Genomic DNA, 20,397 nt, shown 5'->3' with positions numbered 1-20,397 from the left:
GCAGACCAGTTCGACGGATCAGTACGTCGGTCGATACCAGTACCAGTAGGCCGTAACCGCGAGCAAGACGACCAGGCCACCGAGGAAAAACAGCAGCCCGGGCGGCACGCTCGAGACGACAGCGTCGGCCGCCTCGGCACCGCCGTCGGCGGCGTAGTCGCCGGTCGGCTCGGTATCCAGCTGTTCGCCGGGGGTCGAGGCGTCGTCGTCGGGCACGTCCATCGCGTACTCGTCGTCGGGTTCGTCCATCGCCTCCTCTTCTTGGACTTCGGCGGGGCCGTCAGTATCCTCGACGGCGTCATCGACCGGTTCGTCCGCTTCCGTCTCGGCGTCTTCGGCATCGTCCTCGACCGACGCGATGCCAGCGTCATCGTCGGCGTCGTCGGGCACACTGTCGTCGATGTCACCCGTTGCGTCGGTATCGATGTCGTCGGACGTGCCGTCGTCACCGTCCGCACCAGCCGGCTCGTCGCCCCGCGCCTCGCGTTCGCCGTCGGGCGGCGGTGCTGCATCGCCCTCGTCTTCGGCAGATGGCATCGGCCCCTCGAGCGTCACCGGATCGCCGGCTCCCAGCCACTGCGTGACGCCGTACTGGACCAGCAGACTCCCGCCCGCGAGAGCCCCGATGCCGCCGATCAGCCTCGAGATGGCGGTCTTCAACTGCGAGCCCGTCGACTCATCGCTGGTGACGATCAACGGCCCGTCGGTCGTCCCGTAGACGCTCATCTCGTTGCCCCGCGAGGAGTACCAGGTGTCGACGACTTCGACGAGGCCGGCTTCCTCCAAGTTCTCGAGGTGGTAGCGGACGTTCTGAATCGAGGAGTCGATCGCGTCGGCGATGTCGCTTGGTGTCCCCGGTTCGTCGTCGAGTCGCGAATAAATCTGGCGAGCCGTCGTCGAGGAGAGCGCGCCAAACACCGCATCGGCGTCGTCGCCCTCGAGGTCGACGACGCGGGGTGTGCCATCCTGGGCGGGCGTCTCCGACCGGAAGGGAAACAGACGGGCCATATCGTCGTCGCTGTGATATCTCCTGTGGTGCCTTATACTCCTTTTCCTACGTGAAAAAGCGATTTTAGCCAGCAAAACCGGGATACAGCGCTCCGATCGAACCGATGACTCTCGGTCTTCAATCCAGCCGGTCGAAAGAAAGGCTTTACCCACGTCAGTCCACACCACGGACCATGCGACGTCTCGAGGTGTGGGGGTGGCTCGTCGTCGGGGTGGTACTCAGTGCGCTCGCGATCCCCTGGTTTCTGTGGGGAGACGCGATGACCGTCGTTGGCGTTCCGTTGTGGCTCTGGTGGCACGTCGGCTGGATGGGACTCGCCAGCGTCGTCTTCTGGCTGTTCGCCCAGCGAGCATGGGGTATCGGCATCGAAACGACCGGCGACTCGCGGGGTGATCGGTCGTGAGCGTCGCGCTCCAACTCGGTATCGTCGTCGGGTATCTCGTGATCGCTTTACTCGTCGGCCTGGTCGCCTACCGCGTCGCCGAACGGACGGCCGAAGACTTCTACCTCGCGAGCCGAACCTTCGGAACGGTCGTCTTGCTGTTTACCACCTTCGCAACCCTCCTCTCGGCGTTTACGTTCTTCGCCGGGCCGAACATCGCCTACGCGGAGGGCCCCGAGTGGGTACTGGTCATGGGCCTGATGGACGGCATCATCTTCGCGATCCTCTGGTACGTCATCGGCTACAAACAGTGGCTGCTCGGCCAGCGCTTTGACTACGTCACCCTCGGGGAGATGCTCGGCGACCGCTTCGCCTCGCGGCGGCTTCGCGGCCTCGTCGCGGGCATCAGCTTGCTGTATCTGTTCCCCTACGTCATGCTCCAGCAGGTCGGCGCCGGGACCGCACTCGAGGCCCTGACCGAGGGGTCGCTGCCCTACGCCGTCGGTGCCGGGCTGATCACGGCGTTTATGATCCTCTACGTCGTCATCGCGGGGATGCGCGGCATCGCCTGGACCGACACCCTCCAGGGGATCTTCATGCTTGTCACGACCTGGCTCGCGCTCATCTGGGTGCTCGCGGTCGTCGGCGGCCCCGTCGCGGCCACGTCGGCACTCGAGGCCGAGGCGGCCCACCACCTAGCACTCGGCAGCGACTTCTACACCCACCAGTGGATGCTCTCGACGGCGATTACGATCGGCTTCGGCGTCGCGATGTTTCCGCAGGTAAACCAACGATTCTTCGCCGCGGGTTCCAAAACCGTCCTCAAGCGCTCTTTCGCACTGTGGCCGATCCTCTGTGTCCTGCTGTTCGTCCCCTCGTTCTTGCTTGGCGCGTGGGCTCGCGGCCTCGACGTGACCGTCCCCGAGGGCGGCAACGTCCTGCCCGCGGTGCTTGCGGAGTTTACTCCCGTCTGGTTCGCCGCGCTCGTCATCGCCGGCGCGATGGCCGCGATGATGTCTTCCTCGGACTCCATGCTGCTGTCCGGATCGTCGTACTTCACGCGAGACCTCTACCGTCCGTTCCTCGAGCAAGATGTCTCCGAACGCCGAGAGGACCTGCTGGCCCGAATCGGCGTCGTCGTCTTCGCGACCGGCGCCTTCCTCGCCAGCCTCTGGAACCCCGCCACGCTGTTCGAACTCGGCGACGCGGCCTTCAGCGGCTTCGCTCAACTCGCGCTGCCCGTGATCGTCGCCCTCTACTGGCGACGGACGACTCGAGCCGGCATGACGGCGGGTATCCTGGCGAGTCAGCTGTTCTACCTCGGGAATCTCTTCGTCGGCTCGATCGTCGGCGCGATCGAGTTTTTCGGGCCGATCCTGGGCGACCTCGCACCGTTGCTCGTGTTGCTCGTCACTGGCGTCCTTCGGGGAACGTACATGGGCTGGACCGCCGGCATCGTCGGAATGGGCCTCGGATTGCTCGTCACCGTCGGTGTCTCCTGGCTGACCAGCCCAGCCCCCGACGAACGTCGCATGATCTACTTCGAGCGACTCGAAGCCGACTAATCGGACGCCTCCGCAGCCGCCAGCGCCTCGAGCGCGATCTCGATCGTCACACCCTCGACATCCCACTCCTTGCGGTGGGCGTCCTCTACATCGCGGAGGTCGTCGGCTCGCACTTCCTCGCGGACCAGCTCGAGGCGCTCGTCGACGAGCGACGCGACGCGGTCGTCGTCGATCGAGAGCTCGAGCGCGATGCGTTCCTCGACGTCTAACTCGAGGTCCTTGCGCATCTCCTGGACGCGGCGGATGACCTCGCGGGCGTAGCCCTCGCTTTCGATATCGTCGGTCAGGGAGGCGTCGACGTAGGTGACGCCGCGGTCGTCGCCGTCGAGTCCGAAGGCGGTGCCGGCGATGTCGTCGGGGGTCTGGGTGACGAACGAGACCATCGACTCGGTGATCTCTTCGCCGTCCTCGAGCACGTCTGAGACGGCCGCCTCGAGCGCCTCGAGCGATGGGTCGTCGATTCGGGCCTCGTTGAGCGCGTTCATGACCTGGCCGGCGCGGTCGCCGAAGGCTGGCCCGAGTTCGCTCATGTCGGCCTCGGCGCTGTAGTTCAGTTCGCCCCAGCGGTCCTCGGGCGCGACGAGTTCGATCTCGCGGGCGTTGAGCCGATCCTCGAGCAGCGGGGTGTGCCGGGCAACGGCGTCGACGACCCGCTGGTCGTCCGCCGCGACGACCACTCGCGGGACGGGCCAGCGCAGCTTGCGGCCGGCCTGCTGGCGGGCGTTTGCGCCGGCTTCCTCGATTGCTCGCAGGACGGCCACGTCGGTCTCGAGTTGGTCGTCGGCCCAGTACTCCTCGACGGCGGGCCAGTCTGCCATGTGGACCGTCGGATGGCCGGCGTCACCGGTGAGGGTGCCGTAAATCTCCTCGCTGACGAACGGCGCGTAGGGGGCCAGCAGAACGACGCTCTGCTCGAGGACGTGGTAGATCGTCGCGTAGGCGGCCAGCTTCGAAGCGCTGTCGTCTTCCTCCCACATCCGTTCGCGAACCGCCTGCACGTAGAACCGGGAGACGTCTTCGACAACGAACTCGAGCAGCGCGTCGACGGCCTTGTCCTGGCGGAAGTCTTTCAGGTGCTCGGTCATCTCGGCTTTGGTCGTCTGGAGCCGGGCGAGGATCCACTCGTCGACGAGCTCGAGGTCCTCGTCTACGTCTGCTAGTCCCGTCTTCTGGGGATCGAAGTCGTCCAACCGCATGTACGGCAGCGGGAACCGGAAGACGTTCCACAGGGTTCGGAGGTGGTTTTCCATCGTCTGCATCCCGTCCCAGGAGAAGCGCATGTCGTCGCCCTGCGGATTGTTCGACAGCAGGAACAGCCGCATCACGTCCCGGCCGTGACGGTCGATGGCCTCGTGGGGGTCGACCAGAATGTCCTTCGATTTGCTCATCGCGCGGCCGTCAGGCATGAGCGCGTGGCCGTGCATCAGGACCTGCTCGTAGGGACTCTCGCCGAGGGCGGCGGTCCCCATTCCCAGCTGCGACCAGAACCAGCCCCGGGTCTGGTCGTGGGCCTCGAGGATGAGGTCGGCGGGCCAGAGCTCGTCGAACTGGCTGTCGTCTTCGGGGTAGTTGAGCGTCCCCCAGGTCGCCACTGAGGAGTCCAGCCAGACGTCGAAGACGTCGGGAACGCGGGTGTAGGTGGTGCCGTCTTCGGTGATCGTGAAGTCGTCGACGGTGTCCTTGTGGAGGTCGACGGCCTCGGGATCGATCTCCTGATCGACGCGCTCGGCGAGTTCTTCTCGAGTCGAGACGACGATCGTATCCTCGTCATCGTCCCGATTTTCGGGTGTCCAGACTGGCAGCGGAATGCCCCAGTAGCGCTGGCGGGAGACGTTCCAGTCGGGGGCGTCCTCGACGAAGTCCCGGAAGCGGTTGTCGCGAGCCCAGTCGGGATGCCACTCGCTGTCCTCGATGTTGTCCAGGAGCTCGTCTTTGACGTCCGTAATCGTGATGAACCACTGGTCGGTGACGATCTGGATGATCCCCCTGTCACAGCGCCAACAGTGACCGTAGCTGTGCTGAACCGTGCCCGAGGCCAGCAGTGCACCGTTGCCCTCGAGGTCGGCGATGATCTCGTCGTCGGCCTCTTTGACGAACTGCCCCTCGTATTTGCCAGCCTCGTCGGTGTAGGTGCCGTCACTGCCGACGGGACAGAAGATCGGGAAGCCAAGTTCCTGGCCGCGTTCGAAGTCCTCCTCACCGTGGCCCGGTGCGGAGTGGACGAGCCCGGTACCGTCGCCGTGGGTGTCGACGTAGTCGGCGGCGTAGACTTCGTGGGTGCCTGCAGCATCGACGTGGTCGGGCACCGCCTCGGCCAGCGGGTGTTCGTAGGCCCAGCCGAGCAGGTCCTCGCCGGTGAGTTCCTCGACGACCTCGTAGTCGTCGTAGCGACCCTCCTTCAGCACTTCCTCGTGTTTGGCCTCGGCGAGGTACAACAGCTCTTCGTCGCCGTCCTTTTCGGCGCGAACACCGACGTAGTCGCCGTCTTCGTCGACGGCCGTGAAGGTGTTCGCCGGGATGGTCCAGGGCGTCGTCGTCCAGACGACGATCGACCCCTCACGATCCTCGAGGTCGAATTTGACGTAGATCGATGGGTCCTCGACGTCCTCGTACTCGACCTCGTTGTTCGCGATGGCCGTTTCACAGCGGGGACACTGCGAGATCGATCGATGTCCCTTCTCGACGAGGTCGCGGTCTGCTGCCTTCGCAAAGCCCCACCAGGCCGCTTCCATGTACTCCGGGGTGACCGTGCGGTAGGGGTCGTCCCAGTCCATCCAGACGCCGAAGTCCTGGAAATCGGATTGCAGGCCCTCGAGTTGCTCGTTGGCGTAGTCTTTGCACTCCTGGATGAAGTTCTCCTCGCCGAAGGCCTCGATGTCTTTCTTGTTCTCGAAGCCGAGCCGTTCCTCGACGCGGGTTTCGATCGGCAGCCCGTGCATGTCGTAGCCCGGCCGATCGGTCACGTCGTAACCCTGCATCCGAAGGAAACGCAGATAGACGTCTTTCAGGGACTTGTTCCAGGTGGTTCCCATGTGGGCCGAGCCCGAGGTGTACGGCGGGCCGTCGACGAAGAAGAAGTTCTCGCCGTCCGATCGGTGCTCGACGGTCCGCTCGTAGGCGTCGACGTCGTCCCAGTAGTCGAACACCCGCTGTTCCAAGGCGTCGGGGTCGTACTGGTCGTCGACCTCGTCGAATCTGCTCATACCGAACGTGATTCGCTCCGAGACTAAAGGAGAATCGGTCCGCGCGAGCCCGCCGGCCTGCACCCACAGTCGCCCTGGCAGTCACTGTCGGGGGACGAGCAGTGAGAGCAGCGCAGCAACGGCGGCGACGGCTGCGAGCAGAAAAAACGCCTCGTCGAAGTAGTCAGCGTCGGCGAGGACGCCAACGACGGTCGGACTCGCGGCACCGATCAGCATGTAACTGGTCCGTAGTGTGCCAAGCCCCGTCCCCTGTACGTCCTCGGGAAGCGAGTTGGTCAGGTAGGTCAGCGTGATGGTGCCGTAGCCGAGGATGCTGCTTGCGAGGGCAGTGACGGCCACGAGCATCGCAAGTCCCTCGGCAAAGGGTAGCACGAACATGGTCGCGGTGATCGCGAGCAACAGCACCGGGAGCGACCGCCGAAGCCCGTAGCTATCGTAGGCCGATCCAGCAATCGGCTTGACGAGCGTCCCGAGTGCGAAAAAGCCCCCAAAGAGGATCGTCGCCGTGGTTGGCTCGAGACCCTTACTCTCGACCAGATAGGTCGGATAAAAGCCGGTGAAGGCCTGCCAGACGCAGTAGCCAAGCGTCTGAATTGCCGCGACGGTCAGTACTGGTCGACGACGCATCGCTCCCGCAATCGTTCGAGCCGTCTCGGCAAAGCCGTCGCCGGATTCGGGTTCGCTCGAGGCGCTCGAGGCGGCCGATCCGCCGCCATCTCGGGGCAACACGACGAAGAGCCCGGCCGTCGCGACGAGAAAGAGGGGAATCGTGATGCCGAGACCGAATTCCCAGGCGATCGCGGCCGCGAGCGCGCCGGCGAGTGGCGGCAAGAGGGTGTTGCCGAGGTCGCCGGCGGCCATGGTCAACCCGATCGCCGTCCCGCCGTGGTCCGGATAGTTCGAGGCGAGGATGGTAAACCGGGCGATGCCGTACAGCGCGGTGGCGAAGCCGAACACGATCGTCGCCCCGAACAACACGCCGACCGAACCCGCGGTGACGACCAGGACCAGCGCGAGCGCCGAGATACCCGTGCTGGCGACGAGGACGGGTCCGCCACCGAACCGATCGTCAAGGATCCCACCCGGCAACTGCCCGAGCGCGTAGGCAACCCACAGTGCGGTGATCAGCATGCCAGCAAGCGTCAGGTCCATTCCGTAGGCGGCTCGCAACTGCGGCAGTATCGCGGGATAGATCATCCGGGCGCCAAGGGACAGAAACCAGCCGCCGGCGACTGCCAGTAGTATCGGGCCACGTCCCTCGCTCCAGAGTTCGGCTCCGAGTCGACGGAGCCGAGCACCGTACTTACTCCTGGGGATGGACACGTCGGAGACGAACGCTCCTCGAGGGTCAATGCATCGATAGCGGTGATCGCCGCCCTGACCGAGCCTGTCGGGATCTCAAACCGTCCGAGCGATCCCCAGAAGCACCCGCTCGTAGCCGAGTTTGTAGAGACCGCCATACAGCATGACCACGCCGATCGCGGCGAGCCACAGCGCAACGAGTTGCTCGCCCGCACCGAAGTGTTGGACGCTCGCGTACTCGGCGGCGAGACCGCCAACCGTGAGCACCACGGCGACGAGCGTATAGAGGAGTAGTGTGAGCGATTCGGCGAGGAGTTCGGGTGTAGCCGACGGCATTACTGCTCGAGAGTGGCTCGGTGATTGTAACTCTATCCCTCGAGCGCGACGGACGAACCGATCGACATACCACGCTCGAGTCCCTGCCCGCGAACGTGTCTTCGCCTCCATCCCAATCAGGTGCCGACGGCGACGGGGGGTCGTCCGAGCCCGCATTTCCAACCGACCGAACCGTCCTCGAGGCGGACTGCGATCGGTGTCCCGCACTCACTGACAGCCGTGAGTGTATCTCGTGGGGAACGGGTCCGCAGGATGCACGCGTCGTGGTCGTCGGCGAAGCACCCGGATACGGTGATCCCGATGCCGATCGCTGGCGGGGTGGCAACTGGACCGGGAAGGCCTACACCTCCCGGCATTCGGGTCGGCGAATCCGGCGCCTGCTCGAGACGGTGGGGTTCGGCGACGACGTCTACTACACGAACGCGGTCAAGTGCTTTCCCGCAAGCGAGGTGCCACGCACCTCGGATGCGAGCGGTGAAACCGCGAGCACCGATCCGGCCGATTCCCCGAGCAACCGCGAGCCGACGCCAGAAGAGCGCACGAACTGCCGGGAGCACCTACTGACCGAACTCGAGATCGTCGATCCGGACGTCGTCCTCGCGACCGGCAAACACGCCACGAAAACGATGCTCGCGGCCGAAAACCGATCGCTCGATGGCTTTCTCGAGACGGTCCTCGAGCCGATCGCCTGCGAGGAACTCGGCGTCTGGCTCGTCCCCATCTTTCATCCCTCGTATCAGGACGTCTGGATACCCCGAATCGATCACGATCCCGACTCCTACATCGAGGCCGTCGGCGAGACGCTCACGGCGTGTTGTGATCGCCCCCTCGAGTAGCTGGTCGAGCCTGTCTGGTGGCTCCTAGAGACACGCGGGAAGGCGGTTCGCGGGATTGACGATCGTAACTCAGACGACGGCAGTAAAGCCAACGTAGAGCAGCCAGAAGAACAGAAACCAGGCGATCGTCCGCAAGAAGAGTTTGCTGTAGATGTCTTTGATCGGTGCCAACTCGTGGAGTCGCCGCTCGGCCTCAAGTAGACTCTGGATGGGGCCGTTGGATTTTGTCGGGCTCATCGCTCGTTGCCGGTGCTACGGTCGCGACCACAGTAATCGTTCGGCTCGAGGGTGCGATTCAACGATCGGGTCAGTTCTGGTAAGTTTCTTACGGAGAGCGGACACAGTGGTGGGTATGAGCACGATCTTCAGCCAGATCGTCGAGGGGGAGATCCCCGCGCGAGTCGTCTACGAAGACGAGACCACGTTCGCCTTTCTCGACGCCAATCCGCTGTCGCCGGGACACACGTTGGTGATCCCGAAAGACGAGTACGAGCGGCTCAACGACCTTCCCGACGATGTCGCGACGGATCTCTACGCGACGGTTCAGCAGCTGGTGCCCGCCGTCGAGGACGCCGTCGACGCCGACGCCTCGACGGTCGCGTTCAACAACGGCGAGGCCGCCGGCCAAGAGGTGCCCCACGTCCACTGTCATATCGTCCCCCGGTTCGACGGCGACGACGGTGGCCCGATTCACGCCGCGATGGGCGGGTTCGCCGATCTCGGAGACGACGAACTCGACGAGATCGCCGCCGACATCGAATCGCGGGCCTGAGGATGGGCGGCCTCGTCGCCCAGTTTCGCGCCCACCCGGTCGCGACGACCCTCGAGGTCGGCAGCGTCTGTACCTGTATCGTGCTGTTCGTCGGGACAATCGCGTTGCTCGCGAGCGGGCCGCCGACGGGTACCGCGATTCCGTGGCTCGCGGTCGTCGCCGTCGGGGCGGCGTTCGTCCTCTTCTGGACGGCGCTGGTTCCGATCTACGAACGGGTTCGACCGGCGTAGGAGTGGGTCGCGCTCGAGGCGGGTCGTCATCGACGCGCTCGAGCAGCGTCGTTAGCGGTCGACCTCGCCCATGATACAATCGAGACTCCCAATCGCGGCGATGAGGTCGGGCACGTACTCGCCGCGGACGAGTTCGGGCAGTACCGAGAGGTTCGAAAACGACGGGCTCCGGATTTTGAATCGGGCGGGCGTCTCGGTCCCGTCCGCGCGAATGTAGATCCCAAGTTCGCCTTTCGCCCCCTCGACAGCACGATAAATCTCGATGTCGGCGTCGGGTTTGAGCGTTCGGGGGACGGTCGCCTGGAGGGTTCGCTCGGACTCAGGCCACGCCTCGAGCAGGTCGAGACACTGGTCGACGATTTTCGCGGACTGTTCGACCTCCCCCATCCTGACGAGCAATCGCGCGAAGTTGTCGCCCGCCGATTCGGTGACGACGTCCCACTCGAGGCGGTCGTAGACGCCGTAGGGGTCGTCTCGGCGGAGATCGTAGTCGACGCCGGAGCCGCGGGCGACGGGCCCCGTACAGCCGTAGGCCTTGGCGGTGTCGGCCTCGAGGACGCCGGTGTCGACACAGCGAAGCTGGACGACCTCGTTGGTCACCAGCAGGTCGTGGTACTCGTCGATCTTGGCGGGCAAATCAGCGAGGAAGTCTCGAACCTGCGCGACGAATTCCTCGCGGGGTTCTGGCAGGTCCCAGGCGACGCCGCCCAGACGGAGGTAGTTGAACATCATCCGCTGGCCGGTGAGTTCCTCGAGGATGTCCAGGACGAGTTCGCGGTCGCGCATGGCGTACTGGAACGTGGCTGTAAACTCGCCGACGACGTCGAGCGCGTAGGTGCCAAGCGCGATGAAGTGTGCGGCCATCCGGGATAGTTCGGCCCCCATCGTGCGAACGACCTGGGCGTACTCGGGCACCTCGATGTCCGCGAGGTCTTCGGCAGTACGGGCGTAGGCCCACTCGTTCAACAGGCCCGAGGAGACCCAGTCCCAGCGGTCGGGGTAGGGCATGATCTGGTGGCGGTAGGTTCCCTGTTGGCACAGTTGCTCTTCACAGCGGTGCATGTAGCCGATGTCCGGTTCGGCGTCGACGACGGTTTCGCCGTCGAGCACCACCTTGACGTGCATGACGCCGTGGGTCGCGGGGTGATGGGGGCCGATATTCAGAAACAGCGTCTCGCCCTCGGGATCGCGTTCGCTCCCCGCGATCGGGTTCGCGTGCTCGGCCAGTGTGACGATCTGGGGCTGTTGGCGGTCGTAGGCAAGCGACAGCGGGTGTCCCTGCCACGTCTCTGGCAGGAGGATGCGTCGCAGATCGGGGTGGTCCGCGTACTCGATGCCGACGAGGTCGTAGGCCTCGCGTTCGTGCCAGTTCGCCGTCTCGAAGACCGGGGCGGCGGACTCCTGTCTCGGCTCGTCGATCGGCGTCGGCACGACGACGCTCACCTCGCGACTCGCGTCGGCGTACGAACGGAGGTGATAGATCGTTTCGAACCGGTCGGGATACTGCTGGGCGGTGACACACGCACAGTGGTCGAATCCAGCCGCTTCGCGTAGCGTCCGAAGCACCGTCTGTACCTCGTCGGGCCGGATCACGAACGCCGGCGCGTGCCGGTGGTCGTCGCGGCCGATCGTGTACTCCTCGAGGAGGGTCTCGAGCGGTGTCTCGTCGTCTGTGTCCGGTCCGGCCGAGCGAAGAGTCTCGAGGTCCGACTGCGAAGGCATCCTACTCGATGGTTGCCACCGCTCTCGGGTGGACATTCTGCATCAGTGGCTAGGTCATTTATGCCAGGCGGACGAACGAGGACCGATGAAGTCGGTTCGGCTGACCCTACAGCACGGTCCCGAGAACGTCCATCCGATGCATCGGTTCGTCGCCGAGCACGACGCGTTTACGCGCTACTGGCTGGTCAACTGGAACCACGCCCACGACGGCTACAACGTCATGCTCTTTCACGTCCGGGGCGACCGAGAGGCCTACCGCGAACGCCTGCTCGAACTCGAGAACCCCACGACGATCGACGTCACCGACGGTGACGACGACGCGTTCTACGTCTACGTTCGCGAGGAGCCGGGCGAGTTGGGCGAACAGCTGGTGTCGGCGTTCGCCCGCGGCAGCCTCGTCCCGATTCCGCCGCTCGAGTATCGCATGGACTGGTCGGTCCGATTCGGCCTGGTCGGTGATCCCGCGGACATCCAGGCGGCACTCGAGACCGTCCCCGACGAGATGGAGACGACGGTCGAACGCGTCGGCGACTACCGCGGCGGCGACCGCACGCTCGAGGCGCTGACCGACCGCCAGCGCGAGGCCGTACGCGTCGCCCGCAACCTGGGCTACTTCGCGGTCCCCCGGGAGGCGGGCGTCGAGGCCGTCGCCGCGGAACTCGGCTGTGCCCCGGGGACCGCCGCCGAGCACCTGCGAAAGGCCGAACAATGCGTGATGGGGCGACTCGAGCTCTGAGCGCCCTCGTGGACGCGACGAGGCGGCGACTCGTCGCGAGCGTGCGTAAGGGGTGATGGACCTGTGGTGGGGCTCACAGATCAACGTCAGGGCTCGCAAAGGACGACCGGTTCCTCGCCCTCGCGCGGGAACGGATTCTCAAGGGCGCTCGAGCGGTTCCACTCCTCGTCGGTAACCAGACACTCGGTGAGCCGGGAACGTAGGTCACGTTCCTCGAGATCGGTTCCGATGACGACCAGTTCCGTCCGCCGATCGCCGTGATCGTCGTCCCACTCGAGGCCGGGACGGTTCGATCGGTAGAGTTCCTGGTCGATTTCGGGGAGGGCGTCGATCCACGGGCCGCGAACGCTTGCGCGGACGGACGGCCCCGCCTGGGCGATATCGATTTTCACGTCGCGATCGGCGACCCAGGCGGTGCCTTTCGAGCGGACGATGCCGTCGGGAAGATTACGGAGAACGGTCGTGAACCGCTCGGGGTGAAACGGCCGCTGTGCCCGGAAGACGAACGAGTCGACGCCGTAGACCTCGTCGGGGTGGCGATGGTCGTGATCGTGGTCGTCGTGTCTATCGTGACTGTGAGAATCGTCGTGGTCGGAGCCGTGCGCATCGTCGTGATCGTCCTCGAGCGCCCGCTGCCAACCGGCGAGTTCGCCGAGTCGGTCGGGGTCGAACTGGCCGACACCGAGGAGTCGACCGGGGTCGATCGCGCTGAACGCCGTTCGGATCGTCGTCGCGTCGGGCTGGAGGGCACGAACCAGTTCGGCTGCGACCTCGAGTTCGTCGGGGTCACACTGATCGGCCTTGTTCAGCAGGACGACGTTCGCGACCTCGAGTTGTTCGATCAGTAGATCCGAGAGGGGGCGGCGGTCGTCGCCATCGGCGGCATCGTCGTCGGGATCGTCGTCGCTGTCGGTGGGTTGGACCGCGCCCCGGCGCTCTGGCACCTCGTCGCCGGCGAAGGTATCGAGAAAGAGCCGGGTATCGAGGACGGTAACCAGCGCGTCGATCTCGTAGCGGGCGGCCACCCTCGAGGTCGTCGTGAACAGCCTGGCGACGGGTGCCGGCTCGGAGATGCCCGAGGATTCGACGAGGAGGTGATCGAAGTCCCGCTCACGCGCGAGGCGAACGACTGCGGTCTCTAAGTCGTCCTGGAGTTCACAGCAGATACAGCCGTTCGAGAGTTCGGCGACGCCGTCGTCGACCTCGAGGTCCGAGCCGTCGGCGACGAGATCGGCGTCGACGTTGACCGACCCGATGTCGTTGACGAGGACAGCGAGGTCCAGGTTGCCCGCGTTCCGAAGGAGGTGGTTCACGAGGGTCGTCTTTCCCGCGCCGAGACTACCCGAGAGGACGGTGACGGGGATATCGTCCGAATCGGCGTTCATACGGCGCTATTGGAGCCCCGGGGTCAAGAAGCGTCGTCTTCGGGACTGTCGCGGTTTGGAGTATAACGGGAAGTTATTTGTTGGTGGAGTATCAAGTCGGCTCGTATGCAACAGTGTCCCCGCCGTTCCCTCCTCGGTGGTCTCGCAGCGACGGCTTCCCTCGTCGCCGTCGGGACGACGAGTGCTGACGAATCGGACGATGCTACTCGTACGGGCGATGCCGACGCCGCATCGAACGCCGTCGCTATCGACGCCGAACTCGAGGCCCTCCCCGCCGCCGTCGCCGGCGAGTCGACGACCGTCTCCCACATCGACTACGACCGGTGGCTCGAGGCCGACCATCCCCACGACCCGCGGCCGACGAGAATGGCATTCGGCGTCGATGCCGACGCCATCGAGACGATGACGACCGCCTACAGCGTCGACGAGGATTTCGCCAGTACGGTCGTCGTACTCACTGGTGATGTCGACCTCGAGGGCGACCCAACAAGCCGGACGGTCGCTGGCGTCGACTACGACCGGCACGAAGCGCCGGACGAAGACGAACTCGCGGCCGTCGTCGACGACATCGTCGTCGTCGCTGACGACGCTGGAACGATCGAGCACGCCGTCGCCGCCAGCGCGGGCGAGGGCGAGCAACTGCTCGAGACCGATTCGCGCTTCGAGACGGCCTTCGAGCAGTTCGCCGGTGCGGACAACGTCACCGTCACGATCACGGACGACGACGATCACGTAGTTCCAGGCACGGACGACGCCACGGTGGCGTATACGGTACGGGCGATGACCGTCCTCGATGCGGATACGATCGAGACGGTCGTCGCGTTCGCATTCGACGACGATGGCGAGGTCACCGACGATATCGTCGAAGCGGTCGAAGGGGAACTGGCCTACATGGCGACCAGCGACGAGCCGACGGTCGAGGTCGACGGCTCGCTCGTCACTGCGACAGCCGAACGCGACCTCGCGGCCGAACGCGCCGCCCGCGAGCACGACAGCCCCGGCTCGTTGCGAGCCGACCGCGACATCGACCCGGACGACGAGTACCTCGAGATCGAGATCGGCCGCGGCGACCCGACGCCGATCGAGGATCTCACGCTCGAGCTCGACGACGAGGTGTACGACCGTGACATCTGGGCCGACGGTCACGGAACGCTCGAGGCGGGCGATACGATCGTCGTCGACATGGACGACGTCGAGCCAAACCTCTCGATCATGCTTCGACACGATCACGCAGCCGGCGGGAGTGGCTCGGGGACGACGATTCTCAACAACCTCACGTTCGAGTTCGACTACGACCACGACGACGACTCACTCGCGGTAACCTACGGGGACGAGTTCCCACTGGAGGGCGATCACATCACGCTCGCGGCCTACGACGAGCGCCCGTTCGTCGGGAGAAGCGAGGACGAGCCGGAACCCCACGCAACGGCCGACCCATGGACCGGTCAGACGGTCACCGACGGCGACGCGGGCGCTCTCGAGGACGTCTCGCCCGGCGATCACGTCGTCGTCGGCTGGCAGGGGCGGACCCACCGGGACGCAATCGGTTCCTATCGCGTTTCGCCCCCCGGCGACGTCGAGTTCGAGTACGAGTACGACGACCGCCAGCTCTCGGCGACGCTTTCCCTCGAGGACGAACGGCCGGCCGACGCGTACGAACTCCGGATCGACGACGACCCGAATGGGGCGCGGTGGGACGACGAGATCGACGGCGACCCAGCCGAGACGCAGTGGTCTGACGAGACCGACACCCTCTCTGGGGAGACGACCATCGACGTCACCGACGTGTCGGTCGGCGTGACCGTCGACGTCGTCTGGGTCGCGGACGACGCCCGCGTCGCCAGCACGCGAGCCCTGCCGTCGGTCCACCTCGAGTACGACGACGGGGCGATCGAACACGTCGGCGGCGACGAACTGCCAGTCTCGACCCTCGAGGTCCGGGTCTGGGGAGACGACGGTGACAGCGAATTCGCGCTCGAGGACGAACTCAGCGGCGAGTTCGAAGCCGGCGACAGGTTCGATGTCGACGTGGACGACTTTCGACATGCCACGCTCGTCTACGGCGACGACCACTCGGTCGGCTTCGTGGCTCCCGACCGATAGCGGATAGCGCGACCCGTCGCCGTCGACGACATCTTTTTGTCGTCGGCACCGAGCATGTCGGACGATGACACTCGCCGATCGGATCGCCACGTTCCGCGCCGCCCTCGAGGAGTGGCTTCGGGGCCTGTATCACGGGATGATCTCGCACCCGGCCTACGAGAAGATCGAGGCCGAAGCCGAGGACCTCGAAGACGAGTTCATGCTGTCGTGTTTCCCCGACGCGTTCGGCGTTCCCTCGCCGGTGTCGTACTACACGGCGGAACTGCTGCCCTATCTCGAGGACGAGTTCGAGGCCTGGGAGCGCCGGCTGTGGGATCGCGGTTCGCTCGTCGAGCGCAAAGGTCGCCAGTATCACTTCTGATGGATCGACACGTCTTCTTCGGCGGCAAAGGTGGAGTCGGGAAGACGACGGTTTCGGCGGCCTACGCCTACACGTGCGCTCAGGACGGTCTCGAGACGCTCGTCGTGTCGACGGATCCCGCTCACTCGCTTGGCGACCTCTTCGGGCAGTCGTTTGGCGACGAGCCTCGGTCGGTCGAGGGGGTCGAACACCTCTCGGCGATGGAGATCGATCCCGAGGAGGAAGTCTCCCGGCATCTTCAGGACGTCAAACGGAACCTCTCACAGCAGGTGTCGGCGGCGATGGTCAACGCGGTCGACAGACAGATCGAGATGGCCCACGGGACGCCCGGCGCCTACGAGGCCGCGCTGTTCGATCGCTTCGTCGATGTCATGCGCGAGGCCGACGACTTCGAGCGGATCGTCTTCGATACCTCCCCGACCGGCGGCACCCTCAGACTGCTTTCCTTGCCCGACTACCTCGAGGGGTGGATCGACCGGCTCATGGCCAAACGCCGCCGGAGTATCGATCGCTTCGAGAAGGCGGCGATCGGCAATCAGGAACCGCGGCGGGTACTCGAGGGCGATCCGGTGCTCGCGCACTTACAGGAGCGCAAGGAGTTCTTCGAGTACGCAGGCGAGACGCTCCGCGAGGACGCCGCGTTTTTCCTCGTGTTCAACCCGGATTCGCTCTCGATTCGAGAAACCGAGCGAGCGATCGCCGACCTCGACGAGCGAGAGCTCTCGGTTCGCGGTCTCGTCGCTAATCGACTCACGCCCGAACCCGACCCCGAGGAGGACGGCCGCGGTGCTCGCTACCTTCGCTCCCGGGTGGACACCGAACAAGAGCGCCTCGAGACCGCACGCGAGGTACTCTCACCGCCCGTCGTCGCGACGATCGAAACACAGGTCGAGGAGGTCAGACTGGATCGGCTGGCGACGGTCGCGGCGACACTCGAGATCGAGACCGCCGACGAGCGGTAGCCGACGACTGTCGGTCGATTTCGACCCGTGCCCCCTGGCACAGTCCCACATGATTTATGTGTGCGTACTCTAATCGAACGACTAGGAGTCATGACAGGGGTAATTTGGATCGTGGCGACGGTACTCGTACTGTTTACCGTCGGCTACGTGGGCTACGGCCGGTACCTCTCGCAGTTCGTCGAACTCGACGATTCCCGGGAGACGCCGGCACACAAGTATCAAGACGGTCAGGAGTACGTCCCGGCGAAGAAACCGGTGTTGCTCGGGCACCACTTCTCGAGCGTGGCCGGCGGTGCACCGATCGCCGGCCCGATCACGGCGGCGCTGGTCTGGGGCTGGCTCCCGGCCCTGCTGTGGGTCGCGATCGGCAACCCGCTGATGGGTGCCGTCCACGACTTTATGGCACTGTCCTCGAGCGTTCGACACGAGGGGAAGTCGATCGGCTACATCATCGGGGAGTACATCGGCGAGCGGGGGAAGAACATGTTCCTCTGGTTTGCCTTCCTCGTGATCATCCTCGTGGTCGCGGTGTTTTCCTTGCTGGTGGCGATCATCTTGGACGCCTATCCGCAGGCGGCGACGGCGAGTTTGATCTACATCGGGCTGGCGCTGGTGTTTGGCGCCTGGCTCTACCAGCTGGATCTGCCGTTCATTCCGGGCACGGTCGTCTTCGTCGCCGGCGTCTTTGCAAGCGTCTGGGTCGGTATTCAGTTCCCGATTGCGCTGTTCGAACCGAGCGGCTTCGCCGACCAGGCGTTTATCCTGTTATCGGGTGAGGGTGCCTGGGTGCCGGGATCGGGACTGTTCGGCGCGAACACGGCGATGTGGATCATCGTCGCGCTGGGGTATGCCTTCGCCGCGAGCATCCTCCCGGTCTGGGTGCTCTTACAGCCGCGGGACTACCTCTCGTCGTTCCTCCTCTACTCCGGGGTCGGCGGGACCCTGCTCGCGGTGATCGTCGGCACGTTCCTCGGCACGACACAGGGCGGTGCGAGCGCACTCGAGATTCAGTTGCCGGCCTACACGAGCTTCATGGGCGGCGACCTCGTCGGCGTGGCGATGCCGCTGTTCCCGCTGCTTTTCATCACCATCGCCTGCGGGACGATCAGCGGCTTCCACTCGCTGGTCTCCTCGGGAACGACCGCCAAACAGCTCAACCGGGAGAGCGATGCGCGTCTGATCGGCTACGGTGGCATGCTCGCCGAAGGGCTCCTCGCCGCGACCGCGCTCGCGGCCGTCTCCGTCATCGCGGTTACGGCCGAAGGCGTCAGCGGCATCGGCGCAGCGCTGCCGAACTTCGCGGAAGGTGGTGGGCTCATCCTCACTAGCTTCGGCATTCCGATGCTCACCGGCGAGGTGTTCATGGCGCTGGTCTTCGTCAGCTTCCTGTTGACCAGTCTCGACACCGGACTCCGACTCGGACGCTACATGATGGAAGAGCTGATCGGTACGCCCGACAGCGGCGTCCAGAACGCCGTCGCGAACAAGTACGTCAACACCGGCATCGCGACGTTCGCCGCTTTTCTGCTGGTCTCGAGCGGCCAGTGGGAACAGCTGTGGCCATTGTTCGGCGGTGCGAACCAACTACTCGCTGCACTCGCCTTGCTGACCGCGACCGTGTGGCTGGCCAACTGGAGCGACACCAAGCAGCTGCTGACTACCGGCATTCCCGTCATCGTGATGACCGTCATCACCGTCTGTGGACTGCTGTGGCTGGCGTTCGTGGAGAACTTCCAGCGAACGCTCCTCGATACCGCCTGGCGAGCCGAAGCGAGCGGGCTCGAGATTGCCTCGAGCGCGCTCCGGCTGGTGCTTGCGCTCGTGTTGATCGCCCTCGCGTTGTCGATAATCAAGATGGCCTACGAGAACCTCCAGACCGCACGCGACAGTCTGTTGTCGACCGACGAGCCGGCAGTCGGTTCCGACGACGACTGATCGCACTGCGGTCTCGACCACCGCGTCTCGGGGTGCGAGCAGTGTGTATCTAGTTGCAGGTGTTACTGTAGCAAAACAATCTCTGTAGAGCGGGTGGCTGTGTCTGGGCGAGGGTCAAGAAAGACAGATACAGCGTTGATTGGTTTGGACGCACTCATCCGCGATATGTCAGGCCCTGTATCCGACCTCGAGCGTCATCGGCGGAGTCGTACTGTTCGCTATCGGTCGATTCGAGCACCTCCGAGAGGGATTTCCACCCTTCCTGGGTTTCGATCTCCCGATCACCATGGGCCTCGATCAATTCGTCCGTCGTCGTTGGATAGTCGTGGTCGTCGAGCGCGTCATCGAGGTCACCAAGTCCCTCGCCAGCTTCGTTGTGTGCCGGTTCAGGTTCGTCGGTCCGGTCGCGCGCTTCCTCGAGCTCCCGCTCTCGCTGGCGTCGCTCTGTGTCATCCGCTTTCTTGTCTCGGCCTTTTTTATCGTCTGCCATTATCCGTTCTATGTGAGCGAGCGAAATAACCCTGTGTTCATTTCCATCTGAACGTTGCTACGTCGGAACGTACGAACGCTTACGCAAACAGCGGCTGTGTGCCGACTCACCGCGAGAGGAGACCGCGAACGCGCGAAAGGACGCCACCCTGTCGCTCGATCGGCTCCCAGAGTGCAAACGCCGCGTCGATCTCGGTGCGGTCGCTCGTGACGATTGCCTCGTGGTCGGGTGCGACGACACAGCAGTGGATCTCGTAGTGGCCGTGAAAGCCGTAGGATAGCAGCGTTCGATCCGAGAAGTTCGCGACGAACGAGGCCACCTCGTCGGGGATCTCCGGCACCACGAGCACGAAGGTAAACTCCGTCGCGCGGTGCTGGTCGCCGGGCTCGACGCGCTCGTCGGCGAGCTCGTGACCCAGATCGACCAGTCGCTCGAGGTCGGCGACGGTAACGCTCGAGCGCCGATCCGCGTAGAGATACTCTCGCATGTGGTGGTTGGCGTACTGGACCGACGGATGAAACAGGTGTTTGGAGCTCTCGACGCGGAGCTCGCCGTACAGATCGAAGGATTCGCTCCGGGCGCGAACGTCTTTGTCCAAATCGTAGGTGTGCATGAGTCGGTCGCTGACCCGGTCGAGGTACTCGTCGTCCCAGTCGGGAACGTTCTCGAGGACATCCTGGGGAAGGGTCTGTTCCTCGAGGTCGGCTTCGTGGCCTCCACTCCCAACTCGGTCCCCGTTTCCGCCGTCGGCTCCCGCTCGATCACTGCCCATGGGTGGTGATACCACGGCCGTAGTAAAAGGGCGTCGGCATCCGGCGACCTCCCGGAGCTGGTTTTGACGCCGGCGTGAACCCAGGAGACGCTCGAACAGCCTCGAGACCCACCGCGAGGGCTCCGACAGTATTACGTCTCGCCGGGCCGTATCGCCGGCTATGAGCTCGGATCGAGAAGCCTGTGGCCGCTGTGCGATGTCGACGATAATGATCAAGATAACTTTTGCAAATATGGACTGAGGAACTGGTCGATCCAGGACTTGGCAAATCCAAGTCGATCAGTAAGGGTGTTGAA

19 protein-coding genes are annotated in these 20,397 nt (G+C 64.7%); 10 read left to right on the top strand and 9 right to left on the bottom strand.

Annotated elements, in window-relative coordinates; all coding sequences use genetic code 11:
- Nucleotides 1–18 precede the first annotated feature (18 nt).
- On the bottom strand, nucleotides 19–1,008 hold the full coding sequence (locus D8Y22_RS12015; RefSeq protein WP_141464948.1) for a helix-turn-helix domain-containing protein: 990 nt from the start codon (nucleotides 1,006–1,008) through the stop codon (nucleotides 19–21).
- A 173-nt stretch (nucleotides 1,009–1,181) separates the two neighbouring features.
- Here D8Y22_RS12015 and D8Y22_RS12010 point away from each other — a divergent pair, with 173 nt between their 5' ends.
- Together D8Y22_RS12010 and D8Y22_RS12005 are read left to right on the top strand one after the other, a co-directional pair.
- Nucleotides 1,182–1,412, top strand: coding sequence for a DUF3311 domain-containing protein (locus D8Y22_RS12010; RefSeq protein WP_141464947.1), 231 nt, complete (start codon nucleotides 1,182–1,184; stop codon nucleotides 1,410–1,412).
- A complete protein-coding gene (locus D8Y22_RS12005) occupies nucleotides 1,409–2,956 on the top strand; it encodes a sodium:solute symporter family protein (RefSeq protein ID WP_141464946.1) in 1,548 nt (515 codons plus the stop codon). The genes D8Y22_RS12010 and D8Y22_RS12005 overlap by 4 nt, the downstream gene beginning before the upstream one ends.
- Here the strand turns inward: D8Y22_RS12005 and ileS are convergent.
- From ileS to D8Y22_RS11990, 3 genes are all read right to left on the bottom strand, one after another.
- A complete protein-coding gene (ileS, locus tag D8Y22_RS12000; protein WP_141464945.1) occupies nucleotides 2,953–6,159 on the bottom strand; it encodes an isoleucine--tRNA ligase in 3,207 nt (1,068 codons plus the stop codon). The two genes, D8Y22_RS12005 and ileS, sit on opposite strands and share 4 nt — an antisense overlap.
- A gap of 81 nt (nucleotides 6,160–6,240) precedes the next feature.
- Nucleotides 6,241–7,482 (bottom strand): MFS transporter, encoded by a 1,242-nt coding sequence (locus D8Y22_RS11995; RefSeq protein WP_141464944.1) that lies wholly within the window; start codon nucleotides 7,480–7,482, stop codon nucleotides 6,241–6,243.
- A gap of 75 nt (nucleotides 7,483–7,557) precedes the next feature.
- Nucleotides 7,558–7,797 (bottom strand): hypothetical protein, encoded by a 240-nt coding sequence (locus tag D8Y22_RS11990; protein ID WP_141464943.1) that lies wholly within the window; start codon nucleotides 7,795–7,797, stop codon nucleotides 7,558–7,560.
- 83 nt (nucleotides 7,798–7,880) lie between these two features.
- Between D8Y22_RS11990 and D8Y22_RS11985 the strand changes: the two genes are divergently transcribed.
- Nucleotides 7,881–8,633, top strand: coding sequence for a uracil-DNA glycosylase (locus D8Y22_RS11985; RefSeq protein ID WP_141464992.1), 753 nt, complete (start codon nucleotides 7,881–7,883; stop codon nucleotides 8,631–8,633).
- Between the two features lie 69 nt (nucleotides 8,634–8,702).
- Here the strand turns inward: D8Y22_RS11985 and D8Y22_RS22395 are convergent, their stop codons facing one another.
- A complete protein-coding gene (locus D8Y22_RS22395; RefSeq protein ID WP_174811838.1) occupies nucleotides 8,703–8,870 on the bottom strand; it encodes a hypothetical protein in 168 nt (55 codons plus the stop codon).
- A 115-nt stretch (nucleotides 8,871–8,985) separates the two neighbouring features.
- On the opposite strand from D8Y22_RS22395, the gene D8Y22_RS11980 reads away from it, so the two are divergent.
- Nucleotides 8,986–9,405: an HIT family protein gene (locus tag D8Y22_RS11980; RefSeq protein WP_141464942.1), complete on the top strand. Its 420-nt coding sequence runs from the start codon at nucleotides 8,986–8,988 to the stop codon at nucleotides 9,403–9,405.
- A 2-nt stretch (nucleotides 9,406–9,407) separates the two neighbouring features.
- Nucleotides 9,408–9,635: a hypothetical protein gene (locus D8Y22_RS11975; protein ID WP_141464941.1), complete on the top strand. Its 228-nt coding sequence runs from the start codon at nucleotides 9,408–9,410 to the stop codon at nucleotides 9,633–9,635.
- A 51-nt stretch (nucleotides 9,636–9,686) separates the two neighbouring features.
- Here D8Y22_RS11975 and D8Y22_RS11970 read toward each other — a convergent pair whose 3' ends face one another.
- Nucleotides 9,687–11,357 carry an NADH-quinone oxidoreductase subunit D gene (locus D8Y22_RS11970; RefSeq protein WP_141464940.1) on the bottom strand — a complete coding sequence of 557 codons (1,671 nt, stop codon included), beginning with the start codon at nucleotides 11,355–11,357 and terminating at the stop codon, nucleotides 9,687–9,689.
- Nucleotides 11,358–11,442: 85 nt separating this feature from the next.
- Between D8Y22_RS11970 and D8Y22_RS11965 the strand changes: the two genes are divergently transcribed.
- Nucleotides 11,443–12,093 (top strand): helix-turn-helix domain-containing protein, encoded by a 651-nt coding sequence (locus D8Y22_RS11965; RefSeq protein ID WP_141464939.1) that lies wholly within the window; start codon nucleotides 11,443–11,445, stop codon nucleotides 12,091–12,093.
- A gap of 86 nt (nucleotides 12,094–12,179) precedes the next feature.
- On the opposite strand, the gene D8Y22_RS11960 is transcribed toward D8Y22_RS11965, so the two are convergent.
- Nucleotides 12,180–13,478, bottom strand: coding sequence for a CobW family GTP-binding protein (locus tag D8Y22_RS11960; protein ID WP_141464938.1), 1,299 nt, complete (start codon nucleotides 13,476–13,478; stop codon nucleotides 12,180–12,182).
- 105 nt (nucleotides 13,479–13,583) lie between these two features.
- Between D8Y22_RS11960 and D8Y22_RS11955 the strand changes: the two genes are divergently transcribed.
- The 4 genes from D8Y22_RS11955 to D8Y22_RS11940 all read left to right on the top strand — a co-directional run bounded on the left by D8Y22_RS11955 (nucleotide 13,584) and on the right by D8Y22_RS11940 (nucleotide 18,839).
- The gene (locus D8Y22_RS11955) at nucleotides 13,584–15,581 is read left to right on the top strand and encodes a hypothetical protein (protein ID WP_141464937.1); all 1,998 of its coding nucleotides are present in this window, start codon (nucleotides 13,584–13,586) and stop codon (nucleotides 15,579–15,581) included.
- 64 nt (nucleotides 15,582–15,645) lie between these two features.
- Nucleotides 15,646–15,942, top strand: a complete 297-nt coding sequence (locus D8Y22_RS11950; protein WP_141464936.1) for a hypothetical protein — start codon at nucleotides 15,646–15,648, stop codon at nucleotides 15,940–15,942.
- Nucleotides 15,942–16,904, top strand: a complete 963-nt coding sequence (locus D8Y22_RS11945) for an ArsA family ATPase (RefSeq protein ID WP_141464935.1) — start codon at nucleotides 15,942–15,944, stop codon at nucleotides 16,902–16,904. The genes D8Y22_RS11950 and D8Y22_RS11945 overlap by 1 nt, the downstream gene beginning before the upstream one ends.
- A gap of 90 nt (nucleotides 16,905–16,994) precedes the next feature.
- On the top strand, nucleotides 16,995–18,839 hold the full coding sequence (locus tag D8Y22_RS11940) for a carbon starvation CstA family protein (protein WP_141464934.1): 1,845 nt from the start codon (nucleotides 16,995–16,997) through the stop codon (nucleotides 18,837–18,839).
- 154 nt (nucleotides 18,840–18,993) lie between these two features.
- On the opposite strand, the gene D8Y22_RS11935 is transcribed toward D8Y22_RS11940, so the two are convergent.
- A complete protein-coding gene (locus D8Y22_RS11935) occupies nucleotides 18,994–19,329 on the bottom strand; it encodes a DUF5789 family protein (protein WP_141464933.1) in 336 nt (111 codons plus the stop codon).
- 106 nt (nucleotides 19,330–19,435) lie between these two features.
- Nucleotides 19,436–20,101, bottom strand: coding sequence for a hypothetical protein (locus D8Y22_RS11930; protein WP_246084422.1), 666 nt, complete (start codon nucleotides 20,099–20,101; stop codon nucleotides 19,436–19,438).
- Nucleotides 20,102–20,397 lie beyond the last annotated feature (296 nt).

This window comes from Salinadaptatus halalkaliphilus (assembly GCF_006543045.1).
GTDB classification, from domain to species: domain Archaea; phylum Halobacteriota; class Halobacteria; order Halobacteriales; family Natrialbaceae; genus Salinadaptatus; species Salinadaptatus halalkaliphilus.
The sequence above is the reverse complement of the archived record's forward strand: the minus strand, read 5'-3'. Positions and strand labels throughout refer to the sequence as shown.